12 protein-coding genes are annotated in these 20167 nt (G+C 44.8%); 10 read left to right on the forward strand and 2 right to left on the reverse strand.

What is annotated here, in order from left to right; translation table 11 throughout:
• Positions 1-143: 143 nt before the first annotated feature.
• From ACFPFU_RS12420 to ACFPFU_RS12435, 4 genes are all read left to right on the forward strand, one after another.
• Complete coding sequence (locus tag ACFPFU_RS12420) at positions 144-3389, forward strand: DUF1553 domain-containing protein (protein ID WP_377064937.1); 3246 nt, start codon at positions 144-146, stop codon at positions 3387-3389.
• Positions 3390-3394: 5 nt separating this feature from the next.
• The gene (locus ACFPFU_RS12425) at positions 3395-4843 is read left to right on the forward strand and encodes a DUF1501 domain-containing protein (protein WP_377064939.1); all 1449 of its coding nucleotides are present in this window, start codon (positions 3395-3397) and stop codon (positions 4841-4843) included.
• A gap of 531 nt (positions 4844-5374) precedes the next feature.
• Complete coding sequence (locus tag ACFPFU_RS12430) at positions 5375-8473, forward strand: SusC/RagA family TonB-linked outer membrane protein (protein ID WP_377064941.1); 3099 nt, start codon at positions 5375-5377, stop codon at positions 8471-8473.
• Between the two features lie 13 nt (positions 8474-8486).
• The gene (locus ACFPFU_RS12435) at positions 8487-10190 is read left to right on the forward strand and encodes a RagB/SusD family nutrient uptake outer membrane protein (protein WP_377064943.1); all 1704 of its coding nucleotides are present in this window, start codon (positions 8487-8489) and stop codon (positions 10188-10190) included.
• Positions 10191-10301: 111 nt separating this feature from the next.
• Here ACFPFU_RS12435 and ACFPFU_RS12440 read toward each other — a convergent pair whose 3' ends face one another.
• Positions 10302-10544, reverse strand: coding sequence for a hypothetical protein (locus ACFPFU_RS12440; RefSeq protein ID WP_377065205.1), 243 nt, complete (start codon positions 10542-10544; stop codon positions 10302-10304).
• Positions 10545-10743: 199 nt separating this feature from the next.
• On the opposite strand from ACFPFU_RS12440, the gene ACFPFU_RS12445 reads away from it, so the two are divergent.
• The 5 genes from ACFPFU_RS12445 to ACFPFU_RS12465 all read left to right on the forward strand — a co-directional run bounded on the left by ACFPFU_RS12445 (position 10744) and on the right by ACFPFU_RS12465 (position 16236).
• Positions 10744-12153, forward strand: coding sequence for a sulfatase family protein (locus tag ACFPFU_RS12445; RefSeq protein WP_377064945.1), 1410 nt, complete (start codon positions 10744-10746; stop codon positions 12151-12153).
• Between the two features lie 257 nt (positions 12154-12410).
• Positions 12411-12998, forward strand: a complete 588-nt coding sequence (locus tag ACFPFU_RS12450) for an RNA polymerase sigma-70 factor (RefSeq protein WP_377064947.1) — start codon at positions 12411-12413, stop codon at positions 12996-12998.
• 291 nt (positions 12999-13289) lie between these two features.
• Positions 13290-14378 (forward strand): hypothetical protein, encoded by a 1089-nt coding sequence (locus ACFPFU_RS12455; protein ID WP_377064949.1) that lies wholly within the window; start codon positions 13290-13292, stop codon positions 14376-14378.
• Between the two features lie 398 nt (positions 14379-14776).
• Entirely contained in the window at positions 14777-15406 is a 630-nt protein-coding gene (locus ACFPFU_RS12460) for an SRPBCC family protein (protein WP_377064951.1), read from the forward strand.
• Between the two features lie 2 nt (positions 15407-15408).
• Positions 15409-16236: an SDR family NAD(P)-dependent oxidoreductase gene (locus ACFPFU_RS12465; RefSeq protein ID WP_377064953.1), complete on the forward strand. Its 828-nt coding sequence runs from the start codon at positions 15409-15411 to the stop codon at positions 16234-16236.
• A gap of 212 nt (positions 16237-16448) precedes the next feature.
• On the opposite strand, the gene ACFPFU_RS12470 is transcribed toward ACFPFU_RS12465, so the two are convergent.
• On the reverse strand, positions 16449-17594 hold the full coding sequence (locus ACFPFU_RS12470; protein WP_377064955.1) for a lactonase family protein: 1146 nt from the start codon (positions 17592-17594) through the stop codon (positions 16449-16451).
• Between the two features lie 228 nt (positions 17595-17822).
• On the opposite strand from ACFPFU_RS12470, the gene ACFPFU_RS12475 reads away from it, so the two are divergent.
• A complete protein-coding gene (locus tag ACFPFU_RS12475; protein WP_377064957.1) occupies positions 17823-20093 on the forward strand; it encodes a tetratricopeptide repeat protein in 2271 nt (756 codons plus the stop codon).
• The last annotated feature ends 74 nt before the right edge of the window (positions 20094-20167 follow it).

Below are 20167 nucleotides of genomic sequence, written 5' to 3' on the forward strand. Positions count from 1 at the left end.
GCCATAGGGGGTGATGAATGAGCGGTTGGTATTTACGGTATGCTTTTGCGCTGAATAATTTTATTTTTCCATTGTGGGTCACTAATTGGCTGCGTTCATTTATTTTTATTATTTTTAACCAAATGAATTGTGGTCTTTCAAAAATGTTCGCACATAAAAATTTTATTTCGTTTCTTTCGGAGAAATATTATTTCCTGTGGCTGGTGATCGCCTTATCGGCTTGTGGAACGGATAAGCCGCCTGAGGTTGTGGAAGCATCTTCAAGGATTCCTTCAGAAATAGATTATAACCTTCATGTCAGACCCATTCTGTCGGACAGGTGTTTTTCCTGCCACGGCCCGGATCCCAATACCAGAGAGGCCGGACTTCGTCTGGATACAGAAGAAGGTGCCTATGCTGCCCTTAGGGACAGCCATTTCTCCTATGCCATCAAGCCTGGCAAACTTCATAAAAGCGATGCGTACCGGCGGATCATCTCCGAAGACCCGGAAGTGAGGATGCCTCCGCCGGCATCCAACCTGGAACTCACCACAGAGGAAAAAGCCATTTTAATCCGATGGATAGAGCAGGGGGCGGTATATAAACCTCACTGGGCTTATATTAAACCCGAAAAACCGGAGATTCCAAAAGTGGAAAATAAAGGGTGGCCAAAGAATGAAATTGATTATTTTGTGATGGAAAGGCTCGAAAGGGAGGGCCTGAAACCTTCCCCTGAAGCGGACAGGGAAACTTTGATTCGCAGGGTCAGCTTTGATCTAACGGGTTTGCCACCCGAACTTGAACTTGTAGATGCTTTTTTGGAGGATGATTCGCCTGACGCCTATGAAAAAGTGGTGGACAAGCTCCTGGATTCCGATGCTTATGCCGAACGCATGGCTTTGGATTGGTTGGATGTGGCCCGATATGCCGATTCGCATGGCCTGCATGCAGACGGCATCCGGATGATGTGGCCCTGGAGAGATTGGGTCATCAAAGCTTTCCGGCAAAACATGCCTTATGATCAGTTTATCCAATGGCAGATTGCGGGGGACATGCTTCCCGGTGCCAACAGAGAGCAGATTCTGGCCACGGCCTTTAACCGTAACCACCAGATGACTGCCGAAGGCGGCATCATCGACGAAGAATACCGCCTCGAATATGTCTTTGACAGGTCTGAAACCACTGCCAAAGCACTGCTCGGGCTTACCCTGGAATGCGCAAGATGCCATGATCACAAGTTCGATCCACTTTCTCAAAAGGATTATTTCAGTTTGGCGGCTTTCTACAACAATGTGGACGAAGTAGGAATGACCGGAGACGATATGAACGCAGGCCCGATGATGCTTTTGCCCGACGAAAAACAGGAAGAAGAGCTTAGGGTGCTGAAGGAAAAAATCCTTGATATGGAGAAAAGGCTTGAACTTGTAGAAAAGTCCTATGCTGAAAAAACGGATGCGCGGCAACAACCAGGCAATTTTTCTCCCGATAAAACATTGAACCACGGACTGATTGCCCATTTTCCATTGGACCAATACCATGACGGAAAAACGGTGGCCACAGCCGGTAAATTTTCAGCCCGGGCAATGGGCAACCCTGAAGTGGTGGACAGCCCTTCCGGCAAAGGAATGAGGTTCAAAGATGATTATGACATCGTTGAGATTGATAAGGCAGGTATGTTCGAAGTGACGGAATCCTTCTCCTATTCCATCTGGATAAAACCGGAAACCATAGAGCCTTATCGGTTTATTCTGGGAAACATAGGAAACAAAAATACTTATTGGAGAGGTCATGAAGTGTTTTTGGACAGCACCAACCGCCTTGTGGCCCAACTGATCCATGCCCTGCCCCATAACCGGCTGACCGTGGCGACGGAACATCCAGTGCCAAAAAATGAATGGACCCATGTGACGGTAACTTATGACGGTTCGGCCAAAGCAGAGGGAGTCCGTATTTACATTAATGGCAAGGAGACCGCATGTGAAATGCCCTATGACAACCTGTACAAAAGCATGTTGCCCATTGATACCAGCTACAAAAAAATAGATAAATCCCTGAGACTGGCCCGGAGTTATAGGGTATTTAGTGGAGATGACGGTATCTACCCGGGGAGTTTGGCTGATTTACGCATACACAACCGCCCCTTATCCGGGTGGGAGGTGGCGACGTTATACGCACATTATCGCGGCGAACCCTTGCCTGACGTTTCCGGATCGCTGAAATCAGCCCATCTTAGTCTGTTTATGAATCCGGAAGCCAAAAATATTAAAGCCGCTTTGAAGTCACTCCGGGAAGAGAAACTGGCCCTGATGGAAGGTGTAGAGGAGATCATGGTGATGCAGGAAAGCGACAAACCCAGGAAAACCTTTATTCTTGATCGGGGCGTCTATGATGCTCCCACGCAGGAAGTGGAAGCAGATGTTCCGGAGGTTTTATCCTCATTTTCTGACGAGTGGCCACGTAACAGGCTTGGTTTGGCCTATTGGCTGACTGATTCGGATAATCCCCTTGTTTCAAGGGTAAGCGTAAACCGCTACTGGTACCGTATTTTTGGCAATGGAATCGTTAAAACAGTAGATGATTTTGGTAGTCAAGGCCAGCTGCCCAGCCATCCTTTGCTGTTGGATTGGTTGGCGGTGGACTTTGTAGCGTCAGGTTGGGATACCAAGCGGCTGATTAAGCAGATGGTCATGTCTGCAACCTATCGTCAGCAGTCCACGGCCAATGAGGAGCTGAAAGGAGCGGATCCTGAAAATATCCTTTTGGCGAGGGGGCCCAGACACAGGTTGCTGGGAGAATTCATCAGGGATAATTATTTGCATGCCAGCGGTTTGTTGGTAACCCGGCCGGGTGGCCCGAGCGTCAAGACTTATCAGCCAGAAGGCCTGTGGGAAGAAAAGGGGGAATTTTCCCATTTTCTCTTAAATTACAAACAGGATAGCGGGGAAGATCTCTACAGGAGAAGCATGTATACCTTTATCAGACGGACAGCACCTCCTCCTGCCATGACGACTTTTGATGTGCCCAACAGGGAAGAATGTATGGTAAGCAGGCAGGAAACGAATACCCCGCTGCAGCCGCTGATCCTTATGAATGACCCGCAGGCAGTGGAAGCCGCGCGGGTGATGGCCGAAAAAATGCAAAGGGAGGGAGGAAAACAACTGGAGGACCAACTGGTTTTCGGTTTTAGAAGAGCCCTGGGCAGAAAACCCAAAAACAAAGAACTCGATATATTCAAAAGCATGTATGAAAGAGAATATAAGCGGTTCCGTGCGGACAGAAACGCCGCCAAAGCCCTCATCAGGGTGGGAGAATTCCCGGTGGATTCCACTTTGCCGGAGGAAAACACGGCTGCCCTTACCATGGTGGCCAGTTTGATGTTTAACCATTACGAATTTTATACCAAACAATAGCAAAGATGTCGGATCTGTGCCATCATGTAAATCGTTACAGCAGAAGAGAATTTCTGGCCAAAACCGGCTTGGGAATGGGAGGATTGGCCTTGGCTTCATTGATAAACCCTTTTTCTGCGATAGCCCAAAATGACCCTTCAAAAGGAGTGTTAGGCGCACCCCACTTTCATCCAAAAGTGAAGCGCGTAATCTATCTGTTCCAGAGTGGCGGGCCATCCCAGCTTGAGCTGTTTGACTATAAGCCGGAGTTGATCAAAAGAAATGGAGAGCAGTTGCCGGACAGTGTAAGACAGGGGCAGCGGCTTACCGGCATGACGGCGGGCCAAAAATCCATACCCATGGTGGGGTCCATATATGATTTTAAGCAGTACGGCCAATCAGGGGCCTGGGTAAGCGAATTACTTCCGCACATTTCGGGGATTTCTGATGAAATCTGTCTGATCAAATCCATGTATACAGAGGCCATTAATCATGATCCGGCCATCACTTTTTTTCAGACTGGCTCTCAGTTACCCGGCAGGCCCTCTATTGGTTCCTGGATCAGTTATGGTTTAGGTTCTGACAATGAAAACCTTCCTGCTTTTTGCGTGTTGCTTTCCCAAGGGAAGAGAGGTGCCCAACCGGTTTATGCGAGATTATGGGGGAACGGCTTTTTGCCCTCAGTCCATCAAGGGGTACAGTTCAGATCCGGAAAGGATGCAGTGCTTTATCTCAATGATCCTCCGGGCGTGAGCGGACAGGACAGAAAGGCATATCTGGATCATTTGAAGCAGCTCTATGATATCCAGTATGAATCTGATAAAGATGCGGAGATCAACTCCAAGATCGCTCAATATGAAATGGCGTACCGCATGCAGACCTCGGTGCCGGAGACCATGGACATTTCCGGCGAACCCGATTATATACTCGATATGTATGGGCCGGATGTAAGGATACCAGGCACCTATGCTGCCAACTGTCTCCTTGCCAGAAGACTGGCGGAAAAGAATGTGAAATTTATACAGCTTTATCATAAAGGTTGGGATCAGCACGGTAACCTGCCTAACGACATACAGCTGATGTCCAAGAGTATGGACCAACCTACAGCGGCCCTGGTCAGGGACCTCAAACAGAGGGGTATGTTAGAAGATACGTTGGTGATTTGGGGCGGGGAGTTTGGAAGAACCAGCTATTCCCAGGGGAGGCTGACCAAAGAGAATTATGGCAGGGACCACCACCCCAATTGTTTTACAATGTGGATGGCAGGTGCAGGGATAAAAAAGGGGATGACCTATGGAGAAACCGATGAACTGGGATACAATGTAGCCAAAGACCCTGTGCATGTCCATGATTTTCAGGCTACATTATTGCACCTTCTGGGAGTAGACCATGAAAGGCTGACCTTCAAGCACCAGGGTAGAAGGTATAGACTGACCGATGTACATGGACAGATAGTTAAGCCGATTCTTATATAAATAGTATTTAATTATTATTTTGAAATCATGTGTATTTTTTCTAAGAACTAACGGGTTCACACATGGGCTCCATTACGGTTACATTTACTTTGTACATATGAACCGCTTTATATAATAAAATTATTTTGTCCAAAATATAATTTCTTAGCAGGGGGGAAGCTGAATTAATGATTTTGTATAAAGTGTATTAATGTATCTTTTAAAAAAAACACCAAAAATATTTTTTATTGATTGGTTATTTTATTTATAATTACCCCCTTAAAATTGATGGGAAAGGAAAATGGTTTGGATAAGTGGTAAAAAACAAAATTTCATGTATTTATTGTGCAATCGGTTTCATTATGTGTGCAATCGTTTCCACTTGGTGGAAAACCGTGGAGAGTGACGGGGGCTACACTTAAAAAATCCTTGATAACGAAAATAAAATTTTCTAACGATTATAATATGTGCCTATGTAACACTTATAAGTGATGGGAAGCACTTTTAAAAAATTTCCCTCAGTTAATAATTAATTAAAACCCAAAAATTATTATGAAAAAAACAATACCCAAAAAGCATCCGGTAGGGTTGAAATCTCTGACAATGGCATTGGCTTTACAATGTATGCTGTTTTCGCCGTTAATGGCCTTTGATATCAATGACAAGGACCCCAAAAAGGAAAATTTAAAAACAGCCGACGAGTTTCAACAGATTACAGGTACTGTAAAAGATCAGACTGGAGAGCCCATTCCTGGAGCCACTGTATTGGTAGATGGAAAAGGTAGTGGTACAGCCACAGACATAGACGGCAATTTTACAATTGAAGCCAACCAGGGCGACATTTTGATCATTTCTTTTATCGGTTACCAGTCTCAGCGAGTGACCGTAGGTAACCAAACCACGCTTAATATTACCCTTCAGGAAGATATGTCTTCTCTGGAAGAGGTCATTGTGGTAGGATATGGTACTCAAGAGAAGCGGAACATAACCGGGGCGATTGCCTCTCTTGATGAAAAATCCATCCGTGAGATGCCCGTCGCTTCTGCCGTGGAGGCCATACAAGGTCAATTGGCAGGTGTTGACGTCGTTTCAAGCGGAGGAAGGCCAGGTCAGGTACCACAAATTCTTATCCGGGGGAGAAGGTCTATTTCCGCCTCCAACGATCCATTGTATGTGATCGACGGTATTCCTCAGACAAGTGCCACGTCGGCCATCTTTGACATCAACCCCCAGGATATTACTTCCATGGAGGTGTTGAAGGATGCCGCTGCCACCGCCATTTACGGTTCAAGGGGGGCCAATGGCGTAGTAATCATCACGACCAAACGGGGCGCGACTACCGGAACCACCACCGTTTCCTATGACGGATACTACGGCATTTCCAACACTACCAGCCGGGTGGAAATGATGAATGGTGAGCAGTTTGCCGCTCTGAAAAGAGAGTCCAGAAGGTGGGATCCTGATACCAGGGTAGCCCGTTGGGACGGGGTTATCCCACCTGACTCGGAGGTGTTCTTCGATCCCGTTGAAATTGAGTCTTTGAATATGGGCAGATCTACTGATTGGTTGGATTTGGTGTTGAAAAACGGTTATCAAACCAACCACCAATTCAGCGTAAATGGAGGTAATGAAAAGACCCAGTTTAATATATCCTTAGGCTATTTCGACGAGGAAGGACTGATTGAAAACATGGATTATCAAAGGGTGACAGCCAGAATCAACTTGGATCATAAAATCAGCGACATATTTAAAGTGGGTACATCGTTCTTGACTTCAAACGTGGTACAAAACTGGGGTTCGGGTTCTACTCTCGGTGAAGCCGTTTCCAATAGTCCGCTTGGGGTCCCGTATAATGAGGACGGGAGTGTGAAGTTTTTGCCTACAAACGATGGTATACGTACCAATCCTTTGAGCGAGGTGGTTCCGGGAGCTTATGTGGATGAGAGAAGGTTTACAAGAATCTTTGCACCTGTCTATTTCGATGTGAACATTGCAGATGGTTTGAAATTTACCACCAATGCAGGACCTGATATCCGATTCAGGAGGCATGGATTGTTTAGGGGAAGTTTGACAAATGCCAATAGGGGTGGACCAGCAAATGCTGCAAGAGTTAACGAATTGGACATGGGCTATACTGTGGAGAATATTCTTAATTACAATAAAACCTTTGGAGAGAAACATACCGTCCAAGGGACACTTTTGCAGAGTATTCAAGGGCTAAGGTCGGAACAGGACTCAACAGGTGTCTCCAACCTGCCTTATGAAAGCCAACTGTTTTATGACATGGGATCAGCAGAAGTGAGAAACGTATCTGCAAGCCGCTTGAGAGAATGGAGTTTGGCGTCGTATATGGGTAGGGTAAACTATGAATTGGCGGGTAAGTATCTTTTCCAAGCCACCATGCGTGCAGACGGTTCTTCCCGATTGGCGAAAGGCAGGAAGTGGGCCTATTTTCCTGGAGCTTCAATAGGATGGAGAATGATTGAAGAGAATTTCATGAGAGGGCAGGATTTTGTTACCGAATTAAAATTGAGAGCATCATATGGTCGCGTGGGTAACACCTCGGTCAATCCTTATCAAACTTTAGGAAGACTGAGAAGGACCGTTTATGCCTTTGGTGATACCCAGGCTCTGGGATACGGGTTAGGCGAAATCCCAAACCCTGACTTAGGCTGGGAGATTTCCTCTACCATCAACGCGGGTGTGGATTTTGGCTTCTTTAACAACCAATTATCGGGCTCATTTGAATATTTTGTGACCAATACCACTGATATCCTATTGGCCAGGAATCTGCCATTTACTTCAGGGTATCAAAATATTCTACAAAACATTGGGGCCACCCGATCCAGTGGTGTGGAACTCACTTTGAATGCCACTCCGATACATAAACCGAATTTCAGGTGGGACATCCAGTTCAATGCTTCTTCCTGGAATGAAAGAATTGTGGACTTGGTTTTGAAGGATGAGCAGGGCAACTCCATAGATGACGTGGGTAACAATTGGTTTATCGGCCAACCTATCCGGGTTTTCTTCGATTATGAGAAAATAGGTATATGGCAGGCGGATGAAGCAGACTTGGCCTTTGAAATGGAACAGAAGGTTCCTGGGGAAATCAAGTTGAAGGACCAGGATGGAGACGGCATTATTACTCCTGCTGACAGGGTGGTACTGGGTACCGATGTCCCTGATGTAGTAGGTGGTATTACCAATAGGTTCCAGCTTGGGAATTTTGATTTGAGTGTTTTCTTCTTTTACCGACTCGGTCATATGGTGAGAAGCCGTTTCCACGACAGCAATAACGGACTGTTTGGACGGTACAATAACCTGAATGTGGACTACTGGACAATAGACAATCCAAGCAATGAGAATCCGAGACCTAATGTGAATCAGGAATTCCCAAGACATGGATCCACCAGAAGTTACTTTGACGGTAGTTTCGTGAAACTGAGGAATGTGACCCTCGGGTACAACCTTCCCGCACCCATCGCGAACAAACTCTTCATGAGCAGGGCAAGGATCTATGCGCAGGCACAAAACCCCATATTCTGGGCAAATTTTGAAACTTGGGATCCTGAAATCGCAGGGGAAATCAATGCGGGGACCGTTCCCTCGCCACGTCAATTTATCTTGGGGGTAAATGTTGCATTCTAAAAAATTGGAAATCATGAAAAAATACATAGCAACTCTAGCAATAGCTGCAACCGCCTTTATGTCCCAGTCCTGTGAGGACTATCTTGAAGAAAACCTGGTTACAGGGGTTTCCGCTGGCACGTTTTATACTACACCTGCGGGCTTGGAAGCTGCGGTTAATGCTACTTATGCAGAAAATAAGTTTTTTTACGGGCCTGAAAGAGGTTTTACCATGACTGTCTTTGGTACGGACGTGCATACTAATGGAGCAGACGGAAGCCATAAAATGATCAACCTTTATGATGGGGCCTTGGATCCCACCCAAGGGTTTGTTCGGGATACCTGGAGGGATTTCTACCGTGGGATCAATCAAGCCAATGCCGTTATCAACCGGTCGGCTGAAATTACTGGTATGTCAGAGGAGTTGATAAATACCAGAATAGCTGAGGTGAGGTTTCTGAGGGCACTCTTCTACTTTAACCTGGTGAGGTTCTATGGAGACGTGCATTTGTCCCTGGACGAGACCGAGGGTGTAGAAATTACAGCCAATAGGACCCCGGCTGGACAGATCTATTCCGAGGCGATTATACCCGATTTGCAGTTTGCCATCCAGACCTTGGATGCGTCACCTGCTGATTATATGCGGGCATCCAGGCCTGCGGCTGAATTTCTTTTGGCCAAGGTTCTCATGACCCGTGCCTATCAGCCTTATGGAAATGGTAACAGTGATGCCCAGGAAGCAGAGCGTTTGATGACCAATGTGATCGAAAATTATGGTTTTCAGTTGTTGGAAGATCTGGCGGATTTATGGGACTTGGACAATCAACGGAATGCCGAAATTGTTTGGTCTGTCCAAAACAATAAAAACCAAGTGGATGAGGGGATAGATGGCCAGGGGCATAGAGGTCACCTTTATTTCCTCATGGAATACGATGTACTGCCTGGAATGGCAAGGGATACCGAAAATGGCCGACCTTGGAAGCGGTTCAGACCTACGGATTTTCACCTTTCTTTGTGGAACAGGGAAATTGATTCCAGGTATGACAAAACCTACAAACATGTGTGGTATTCCAATAATGAAGGGGGTATACCTCGATGGACCCAAGCTGATGCTGATGCGGGCTATGTTTCCGCAAACCAAGTAGGAGAAAGGAAATTTGCGTTGGGTGATACAGCGGTATATATCCCTGGACCTGGTAAAGACCATGAATGGACGGCTGAGAGAAGAGGCCGGGCACCCTATCTTGTGTTCACCCGAGCCCAATATGATGAACGCTTTTATCCAACGCTTAATAAATGGATTGATCCTACCCGCCCGAACAGGCAGCATGAGCAGGGGCAAAGGGACCATCCGCTGATGAGGCTCGCCGATGCTTACTTGATCAGGGCGGAGGCCAGAATCATGCAGGGAAACACCGCCGGTGCGGCTGAGGATATCAATGTGATTCGCAGAAGAGCCGCGTGGCCGGGAATGGAAGCCCAAATGGAGATTACGCCTGCCGAGGCCACTTTGGATTTTCTACTGGATGAAAGAGCCAGGGAATTGGACGGGGAAGGACATCGTTGGTTCGACCTGACAAGAACTGGAACATTAGTAGAAAGGGTCAGGGCCCACAATGTGGAAGCTGCTCCTAATATCCAGGATTACCACATTTTCCGGCCAATTCCATTGGATCAAATCGATCGTACAGAAGGCGGTTATCGCCAAAACTGCGGATATCCAGGTGCCGATTGTTGATAGATACAAAGTTTATTATAAAAAAAACTCCAGGCCAAATAGCCTGGAGTTTTTTTTATGGGCGATGTATTTCCCATCTTTACCAGTTTGTTAAAAAGGGTTAGGTCGTTTTTATTCAATGCCGGTGATTATTGCCCGGGGGTAGGATACCAAAGACGGTGAGCCGTTGTCATGTACTTCCAAAATGACATGGATGGTCCCCGTCCCTATATCTGAGGGAACCGTTATGCTTACCATGTCCGGATTATCCGCGCTTTTCAGATCAAGATCTCCCTTATAAGTGCCTGGTTCCCGGTAAATGTACCAGTAGAACGACAGATCAATATGAATTGCATATAAAAAAATGAATAAAATTGAAAAAAGACCATTTGAACGTTAAGTAGCCAATGTGTCAGGAAAAACAGGGTGCATTCAGGTTTGGATATCAAGTTTTAGCTGTCATTTTCATGGGCTTTTTTTGTTTCTACAACATTTTGGCTAGATTTAAATAAATTTGTTTTTCAAGCTTGTTGCCATCAATTTAGACTGATATTCACAAAATAATTACATCTTTATGAATGATTCTTTTTTTTATTCGAAATCCTTCGTCATACGTGCGCTGTTATACATAGGCCTTGGTTTACCGGCACTCGCTTTTGCCCAGCAAAAACCCAACATCATTGTCATTTTTGCTGACGACCTGGGCTATGGTGACCTTTCCGTATATGGGCATCCCAGCATAAAAACACCCCATTTGGACCGGATGGCTTTTGAGGGTCAAAAATGGACCAACTTTTATTCGGCCGCCAATGTTTGCACACCCTCCCGTGCCGCGCTGCTTACAGGGAGATACCCTGTGAGGAATGGGATGTGCAGTGATAAGAGAAGGGTGCTTTTTCCGGATTCCGACGGGGGATTGCCTGCTTCTGAAAATACCATCGCGCGGCTCCTCAAACCGGAAGGGTACGCCACAGCTGCTATTGGTAAATGGCATTTGGGCCATTTGGAGGAATATCTGCCTACCAGTCATGGGTTCGATTATTATTTTGGAATTCCCTACAGCAATGACATGGACAGGGTCAATGATGTCGCGCACCAGGAAGCTTTTCAAAATCCCAAACCTTCTTATTTTAATGTGCCGCTGATGCGGAATACAGAAATCATCGAAAGACCGGCGGACCAGCATACCATTACCAAACGTTACACCGAAGAAACCATTAACTTCATCAAAAGCAACAAAGGCCAGCCTTTTTTTGTCTACCTTGCGCATAACCTTCCCCACGTGCCGCTTTTTGTTTCCGAAGACTTTCAGGGAATAAGTGACAGGGGGCTGTATGGTGACGTGATTGAGGAGATTGACTGGAGTGTCGGTCAGATTCTTAATTATTTAAAAGAAGCGGGGCTTGACAAAAATACCCTGGTGGTATTTACATCGGACAACGGCCCTTGGGCCACTTACAAGGAACAGGGAGGGAGTTCAGGTCTGTTTTATGGTGCTAAGGGTACCAGCTATGAAGGTGGCGTGAGAGAGCCCGCCATCTTTTGGTGGCCAGGAGCAATTGAACCGGGAATTATTACCGGTATGGCGAGTACGCTTGACCTTCTGCCCACCCTCGCAGGACTTGCAGGAGCCGACATTCCCCAGGACCGTATATATGACGGGTATGATTTGAGTGGCAGTTTGTTTCGGAGCGAGGCCTCTCCCAGAAAAGAAATGATTTATTATCATGGCACCCGGATATTCGCGGTAAGAGAGGGGGATTACAAACTGCATTATTATCAAAATAATCCTTTGGGCTACCCTGAAAAAATGGAAAAATTAGAGAAGAAGAAACTTTATCAAGTGCAACATGACCCGGCAGAGCAATACGATCTTGCTGACCAGCATCCGGAGATCATTTCCGCCATTGACGAACTGCTTGACAAACACCGAAGTACATTGGAAACGGTGCCCAGCAACTTGGAAAAACGGATTGGAGAATGAACATCGATGATTTGTTTTTTTCTGCTGTACTTTAATTATAGGTGGGGTCGTTTTTACTTTTGATAGAGAGGGGTGGTTGAGGGGAATTTTATTTTTTTGGATTATTGGTATATATTGTAATGTTATAATACCATACGATCAAAATGAATGACGCGGAATTCACCTAAAATACCATAGAAATAATCATGGTTGCAGTATTCTTTCTTTCATAACAAACATTTATCAGGCAAATTATCTTATCGTATAGATTTTCTAACATGTCTCGGTTGCAGACTAAAAGTGATAGTGAACTTCTTATTTGCCTACGGCAAGGAGATATTAAAGCTTTTGATGAGTTATATTATCGGTATGCCAAAAAGGTGATGTCTTTCGCGCTTACTTTTTTTTCGGATCGGGAAGTTGCAAAGGAGGCCACCCAGGAGATTTTTATACGGATATGGGAAAAACGGAAAACGCTGGACGCAACCAAAAGTTTTAAATCCTATCTTTTTCAAGCGGTTAAATTTTATATGTATAATTATATCAGGGACAAAAAGCAATCATGTCCCTTGGAGGAAATACCGGAAGAAGAATATATGAGAGAAGGCAGCACATCCGCGAACATGGAATTTGAAGAACTTGAGGCCAAAACCTATTCTTTAATAAGAAAGTTGCCGAAAGTGCAGCAACAGGTGTTTCTTCTGAACAAAATTGAAGGCTTGACTCCTGTGGAAATTGCAGCGATGATGAACCTGTCTAAGCGTACCATTGAACATCATATTTATCTTTCCACCAAGACGGTGCGTGGAATGCTTTTGCAACATTTCTCCTTGGATCTCCTTTTGTTCGTTGCCCTTTGGTGGTGACTGGACATGCTCCTTTTTTGGGTGGCTTGTAGTTGGCGTGAACGAACTTGATTTTAATTCTGAAAATCGGTGATAATTGAATATTTTTTTAGGGAAGGTCTATTAATTCTATATTTTTTTACTTGGATATTCTGAGATTTTTTGTATAATTATCCGATTTTTGTTGGATATGATTTCATAGGCCAATATATACTGTTCGTTATTTTAAAATATAATTCATGTATTTTAGATACAGTAATATATTTTTTAGAAATTCAATTTCATTTGTTATATAATTTGTTTTTAACGTTTATGAGAAAACCAAATCTTCTATTGCTCCGAAACATGTGGGTTGTTTTGTTGAGCGCGGTGCTGCTTTTTGGATGCAGCCAAATTGACACTTTTGATGCTCCTGACAGGAGCGGCGGTCAGGAAAGAATTCCTGTAATGTTTAAAGCTTCGAATTTAAATGAGAGGCAGTTGTTTGATGTCTGTGGAAATGCATTCAACACGCCGTTGTTGGCGGGCAAAGACATTCCGGTGGGGGAGGTAAGTGCCTACAACGACAGTGATAACCTGTACATCACCGTAAGTATTGAAGGGGATTACCTGCAGGATTGGTTTATCCGGAAATTGCACATGTATATCGGCCAAGTGAGCGTGGACTTTTCGCAAAAGGTGGGCAAGAAGAATGAAATAGTAAATCCGGCTCCAGGAAAGTTTCCTTTCTCTACCGAGGTTCCGGCTGATAACCCTACCGGAATCCAGGAGTTCACCTGGACTTTACCTCTAGGTGAAGACATGATTGACTTTGGCGAATTTGATATTGCTGTTCACGCGGATGTAGTTAAAGTGGATAATGTGGAATATGATGAGCATGACGATGCGGTTTCAGCTGAAGTAGTACAGTCAGAGGGCGCTTGGGCAGCTGGAGAAGCATTTTCACAAAAAGGTAACTGGGCGATGTACTTTTCATTTGCCGTCACTGAATGCGGTGAAGACTGTAATCCTGAATGGAGAAGAGAGGTTACAGTGAGCCAGAACGGCAGATTCTCACCCGAAGAGGAGGATGATCTGGAAGTAACCTACCAGATTAACGGAGCCAACGGAGGTAGAGTGGGTGAAGCTTTGGTAAGGAGAACGGGTTCGGCGGGTAATCCTAATTTTACAGTAGAATTTACACCGGACTCAGAATATGATTTTGAGGCACTGGAAGTTTGTGTGTACGATTTGGATGGGAATGGAGAGGTGTGCAGCACTGAAGCAACTTTTAGTGAAGGTGTCTACGTAATCGGCATCAACAATGCCCCTAGAACCGCGACAGCAATCAATGCAGGAGGAAATGTAACTGCCTCATCAAGTATAGTGAAACTCTATGTCAAATCAGATGCTTGTAATTGAATCAGCGGTTTATGTATTGGATTAAAGAAAAGAGGCTGTTTCAAAACGGCCTCTTTTCCATTTTCATGATGTTAAAATAGGCTTAGTTGGATCTTACCGGTTATTCGTCCTGTCCGACTTCTGTTATAGAGATTTCAACCCCTTTTCCTGAGGCTTATTTATGAGCCAGACCCCTTATAGATTTATTATATAGATTTTTCTGCACCTCCTGGTTAGCGTTCCGTATTGTTTTGAGTGGAATATTATCCGTGAAATGCGGAGAAATTTTATTGGGTGATTTTTCGAGTCATTACCATATCGATTTTTTTCTACCTATAGTATAGGGTAAACGCGCTGTGGGTTGTCCTTACCATATAGGAGGAACTTGGGGTTTTTCCAGTCAATCTAAATAGCAATTTATGATACTCATGATTTTGCATCTGATGATGGGAATATTCCAGCTCTTTGCCGGGGATATCGGAGCAGGAGGGAAGCCAGAGGATTTTTTGGTCATCAGAAAGGATAATGGGATGGAGTTGGCCGAGCGTTGGGTCAAAAGTGAGGGAAAAACAGATAGAAGAGAAGTCAGAATAGTCATGACTGTGTCTACAGACCCTGCAAATTTTCTCCGTACGTTGATGGATGAAAATATGGGCAGGGCCTGGAACGTGAATTCAACGGATTACCGGATCATGATCACCGGGAAAGACAAATGGATCAGTTATATCCAATATGATTTACCATTTCCCCTGTCTGATCGTGCGTGTTATTTCACGAACCATTCTATAAGCTATGGTGATAAAATGATGGTGTATTTCAAATCTTCCCATTCAGATATTTTCCCGCATGATGCGAATTATGAGAAAATTACGGGATTGGAAGGTAAATGGATATTGCAACGGGAGGGGAGACATTATATCCTGAGTTATCATATTATCTCTGTTCCTGATAAGTCCCTGCCCAGATGGATAGTAGACCCGGTGATCCGTAAGAACCTTTGGAAATCGATGGAAAACCTGCGCGCGATTTTGGAAAAAAATACCACATAGTTATGACTACAGATAAAAAAACAGCATTGATCACAGGGGCGAGTAAAGGATTGGGAAAAGAACTGGCCCTCGCATGTGCCAAGAAGCAATATAACCTGATATTGGTGGCCTTACCACAGTCCAACATACAGGGATTGGCAGATCAGATTATCGAAGATTATGGCGTGGAAGTGGAAACTTATGAATATGACCTGACAGACGAATACAAAATATATGAACTGGCTGAGCACGTCTGTAAAAAGGGACCGCTGGATATATTGATAAACAATGCAGGTTGTGGAGGTACGGGAGAGTTTGAACGCTCTCCGGTCGAATACATAGATTTGGTCCTGAAACTGAATATCAGGGCCACATCAATGTTGACCAGACTTTTGATGCCGGCATTGAAAGCATCTGGGAGAAGGTCCTATGTGATGAACATTTCCAGTATGGCGGCATTTTGTCCTATAGGATACAAACATGTTTATCCAGCATCCAAAGTGTTTTTATATTTCCTTACCCAAGGATTGAGGGAAGAATACAGGTATGCCGGAATCTCGTTTTCCTCTGTTCATCCCGGTCCTATGTTGACCAACTTAGCTACTTCAAGGAGAATAATCCGGCAAGGACTGCTGGCGAGATGCTGTCTGTTAAGTACGTGCAAGATAGCAGCCATCTCATTACGGCGGACTTTGGAAGGCAAATCCATCATCATACCCGGCGCTGGAAATAAAATTTCTTATTGGTTGATGAAATTATTACCCAGCGGTATGGTTAAAAGACTCGCCACAAAGGGCGTCAGAAGGGAATTGCAGCCTGGGGTATTCGGGGTAAACTATCCTGCAATCTAGGAGACCATAAAATAGCAGCGTTTTCGTAACATGAGCCACAGTTCTTTTTGGGCAACAACGGAAGTATTGGCAGCGCACATCGGTATGTTATCTGATAAAACACTAAACTATTATCTAGAATGAATCACTGATCTTGTATACTTAGGAAATAGGATGCCATCCGCTATGGGTTATCTAGAAGAAGGGGCCTTAAAAGAAGAGTGGCTTTTTGGTTACCTGTCCAAAGATAACTGCTCGACACACACTGCCCGGGGAATATGAATGGATTTTCCAGTAGGCGTAAGCATGCCGGTCTGGGGATCATGGGAAAACACCACCACATTATCTGAATTCATATTGGCGACAAATACAAATTCACCCTTATCATCTATTTTGAAATTTCTGGGATGTTCGCCTCCGGAATCAATATGTCCCTTCAACGTCAAGGTGCCGTTCTTGCTGTTGATCTCATAGCAGGCCAGGTTATTTTGACCACGGTTACTGGCGTACAGCCACTTGCCATTTTTTGAAATATGAATATCGGCTGCGGCATTGAAATCGGTGCGGATTTGATCAGACAACATATTGACACGATCGATGGGAGATAAGGCACCGCTTTGGGGATCAACTTTAAAAATGGCCACTGTATTGGAAAGTTCTTCCACCGAGTAGGCATAAGGCAAATGCGGGTGAATCACAAAATGCCTTGGTCCCGCGCCAGCCGCGCTTCCGGCATAAGAAGGAGTAGCTAAAGAAAGCGTGCTCTCCGAGGGAGTCAATCGGTATATCATGATCTTATCCAATCCTAAATCGGAAGCGTAGACAAATTGGCCATCTCTGGAAGGAATCATCGAATGCATGTGCGGACCTGCCTGTCTTTCGGGATGTTTGCTACTGCCCTCATGCTGGATAAAAGAAGCGGCCTCGCTGATACCGCCGTTATCCAGAATTTTAAAAGAAGCCAGGTTTCCCCCTTGGTAATGAGACACAAAAACCGTGGAACCTGCAGGGTCAACACTTATATGACATGGACCGGCCCCGCGAGAGGAGACCTCATTTATCTTTTCCAATTCCCCATTGTCCGATTTGATCACATACGCTATGACGGTTCCATTTGGATCCTGGTCACCGGTTCCTTCTCTGTATGCCGCATAGAGGTACTTTTTGTTGGGATGAATGGTGATAAAGCTTGGGCTTTTTCGGTCATGGATGGTCTGGATTTCTTTAAAATTTAAAGTGTTTCTGTCAAATTCCATCACATAGATACCTTTGCTGTCATTTTCGGAAAAGGTACCCACATAGAGAATTTCCTTTGCTTTATTTTGAGCCATGGCGGGGAGTGCGAGTAGGATCATCAGATATAACAGGTGCTTGATCATGGCAGTTTTTTCTGAAAGTTACTGATAATATTTTTTATTTGCTCAGGTAGGTTTTAATTATGCCGTCATAAGGGGGACTGTCATGGGATATGAATTTTTGATCATCCAACTGGCCGGCTTTTTCCTGTTTTTTATCATCTATTTTTGAAATAGAAAAGCTACCGAAAAGATGGATTTGTTCTTAACTTTCCAAACCGGGTAGGTTCTTTGACTGAAAATTACCCAACCATGATGGAACTCCCCTTTATTCCCATGAAGTATAAAAAAATATTTATCATATCAATAACTTTAATATTTGTCCTGGAGATCGTTTATTCATTTGTGTCATGCAGTTCAAGAGAACCCATCCTTGATGCAGAGCCAAGAAAACTGACCGATGAAGATTACGTGGGGTCCCAAACCTGTCAATCCTGCCACCCACAAGCGTTCAGAGATTGGCAGTATTCTCATCATGACCAAGCCATGATGGAGGCTCATGATCATTCAGTCAAAGGAGAATTCAATACTACTTTTACCAGTCAGGGAGTTACAAGTAGGTTTTACAAAAGCGGCGGGAAATATTATGTGAATACCGAGGGGGCAGATGGCAATTATCATGATTATGAGATCGTATATACTTATGGTATTTCCCCGCTCCAACAATACATCGTGAAATTTCCGGACGGCAAATTGCAATGTCTCAGAACAGCCTGGGATGTGGAAAAGAAGGAGTGGTTTGACTTGTATTCAAAGGATAGGATAGAAGCCGGCGAATGGATGCACTGGACAGGAGGAGGACTTAATTGGAACACCATGTGCGCTGATTGCCATTCTACCAATGTCCATAAGAACTTTGATGAAGCATCTGAAATCTTCAATACTACTTTTTCCATTATCAATGTGGCTTGTGAAGCCTGTCATGGCCCCGGGAAAAAGCATGTTGATTGGGTGTCATCACCTGACTATGATGGCAGCGGATATGGTGAAAAAGTGCAGCTTTACCTTACCTCTTCCCTGACCTCCAAACAGCAGGTCGATCAATGTGCCCGTTGTCATTCCCGGAGAGTGCAGCACACGGAAGCATTCAATCATGAGGGAGAATACATGGATCATTATTCCCCTGAAATTTTGAGAGACAACATTTATTTTCCGGACGGACAGATACGGGATGAGGTATATGTATACGGGTCTTTTGTCCAGAGCAAAATGTATCAAAACGGGGTAAAATGTACTGACTGCCATAACCCCCATAGCCTGGAACTAAAAGCCATAGGGAATGCCTTGTGCAGCCAATGCCACGTTAAGGAGAAATATGATACGCCTGACCATCATTTTCATGCCATCAACACAGCGGGTTCAGCATGTGTCAGCTGTCATATGCCGGGCCGTACCTATATGGGCAACGATTTCAGAAGGGACCACAGTTTCCGGGTTCCACGTCCTGATCTCAGCGTAAAATACAATACACCAAATGCCTGCAATCAATGTCACGAAGAGCAAAGCGCTGCTTGGGCAGCGGAATCTATAATCAAATTATTTGGTCCAGAAAGAAAACCCCACTATTCCGAAGTACTTACTGAGGCCAGTACAGGATCGGAAAGTGCCATTCCGAAGTTGATTGATCTCTCTGAAGACGGCACACAACCTGCCATTGTCAGGGCCACGGCGATATGGTATCTGGACCAAACCATTTCACAGGAATCCAAAGCCGCAATAATCAGAAGCCTTAAAAGCAATGAAAACATCGTCAGGCATACTGCAGCAACTGTGTTAGGGGACTTGGAACCAGAGGAGAAACTCCGGCATCTGGGGCCCTTGCTCAATGATAAAGTAAGAACGGTACGGATAGCAGCGGCCAGCGCTATGGCGGATGTCCCAAAAGAACAGATGAAGCCGGAAGTCCGGACCGGGTTCGACAAAGCCATCAAGGAATACCAAGCTTCTTTGGCAGTAAGGGCAGATTTTCCGGGAGGACAGTTTGAAAAAGGGCAGTATTTTGAACGGACGGGAGAATTTCATTTGGCCGAGGCGGCCTATTTAAGAGCGATAAAATTTGACGATCATTTTAATGTCGCAAGATTGAATTTGGCCCATTTATACAACAGGTTACAAAAAAATGAAAAAGCCATTGATCTATTTAAGACGGTGATCGAACAAGAACCAGGATATGGAGGGGCTTATTATTCCCTGGGTCTGTTGTACGCGGAAGAAAACAGGATGGAAGATGCTGCGGAATATTTGTCCAAAGCTACCGAATTGGAGGATAACCCCCGGATTTTTTATAACCTGGGAATTGTATACCAACAGCTGGACCAACCCGACCAGGCTGAAAAAACTTACCTGAAAGGTTTACACCTGGATCCCAATAACCTGGATCTGTCCTATGCATTGGGCGTTTTGCATGTTCAGCAGGAACAATTGGAAATGGCCAAGCCCTATATAGAAAAACTTCTACGGGCTTACCCGGAAAACCAGCAACTGAAACAATTATGGATGATGATTGTGTCCGGAAAGCCATGACGCTGGTCGGCAGGCTGTCATGTATGTAAATCGATTTGAAACAAATTCCCAATGCGGATGGGAGCCTGACCCTT

Source organism: Negadavirga shengliensis, assembly GCF_042652345.1.
GTDB classification, from domain to species: Bacteria; Bacteroidota; Bacteroidia; order Cytophagales; family Cyclobacteriaceae; genus Negadavirga; species Negadavirga shengliensis.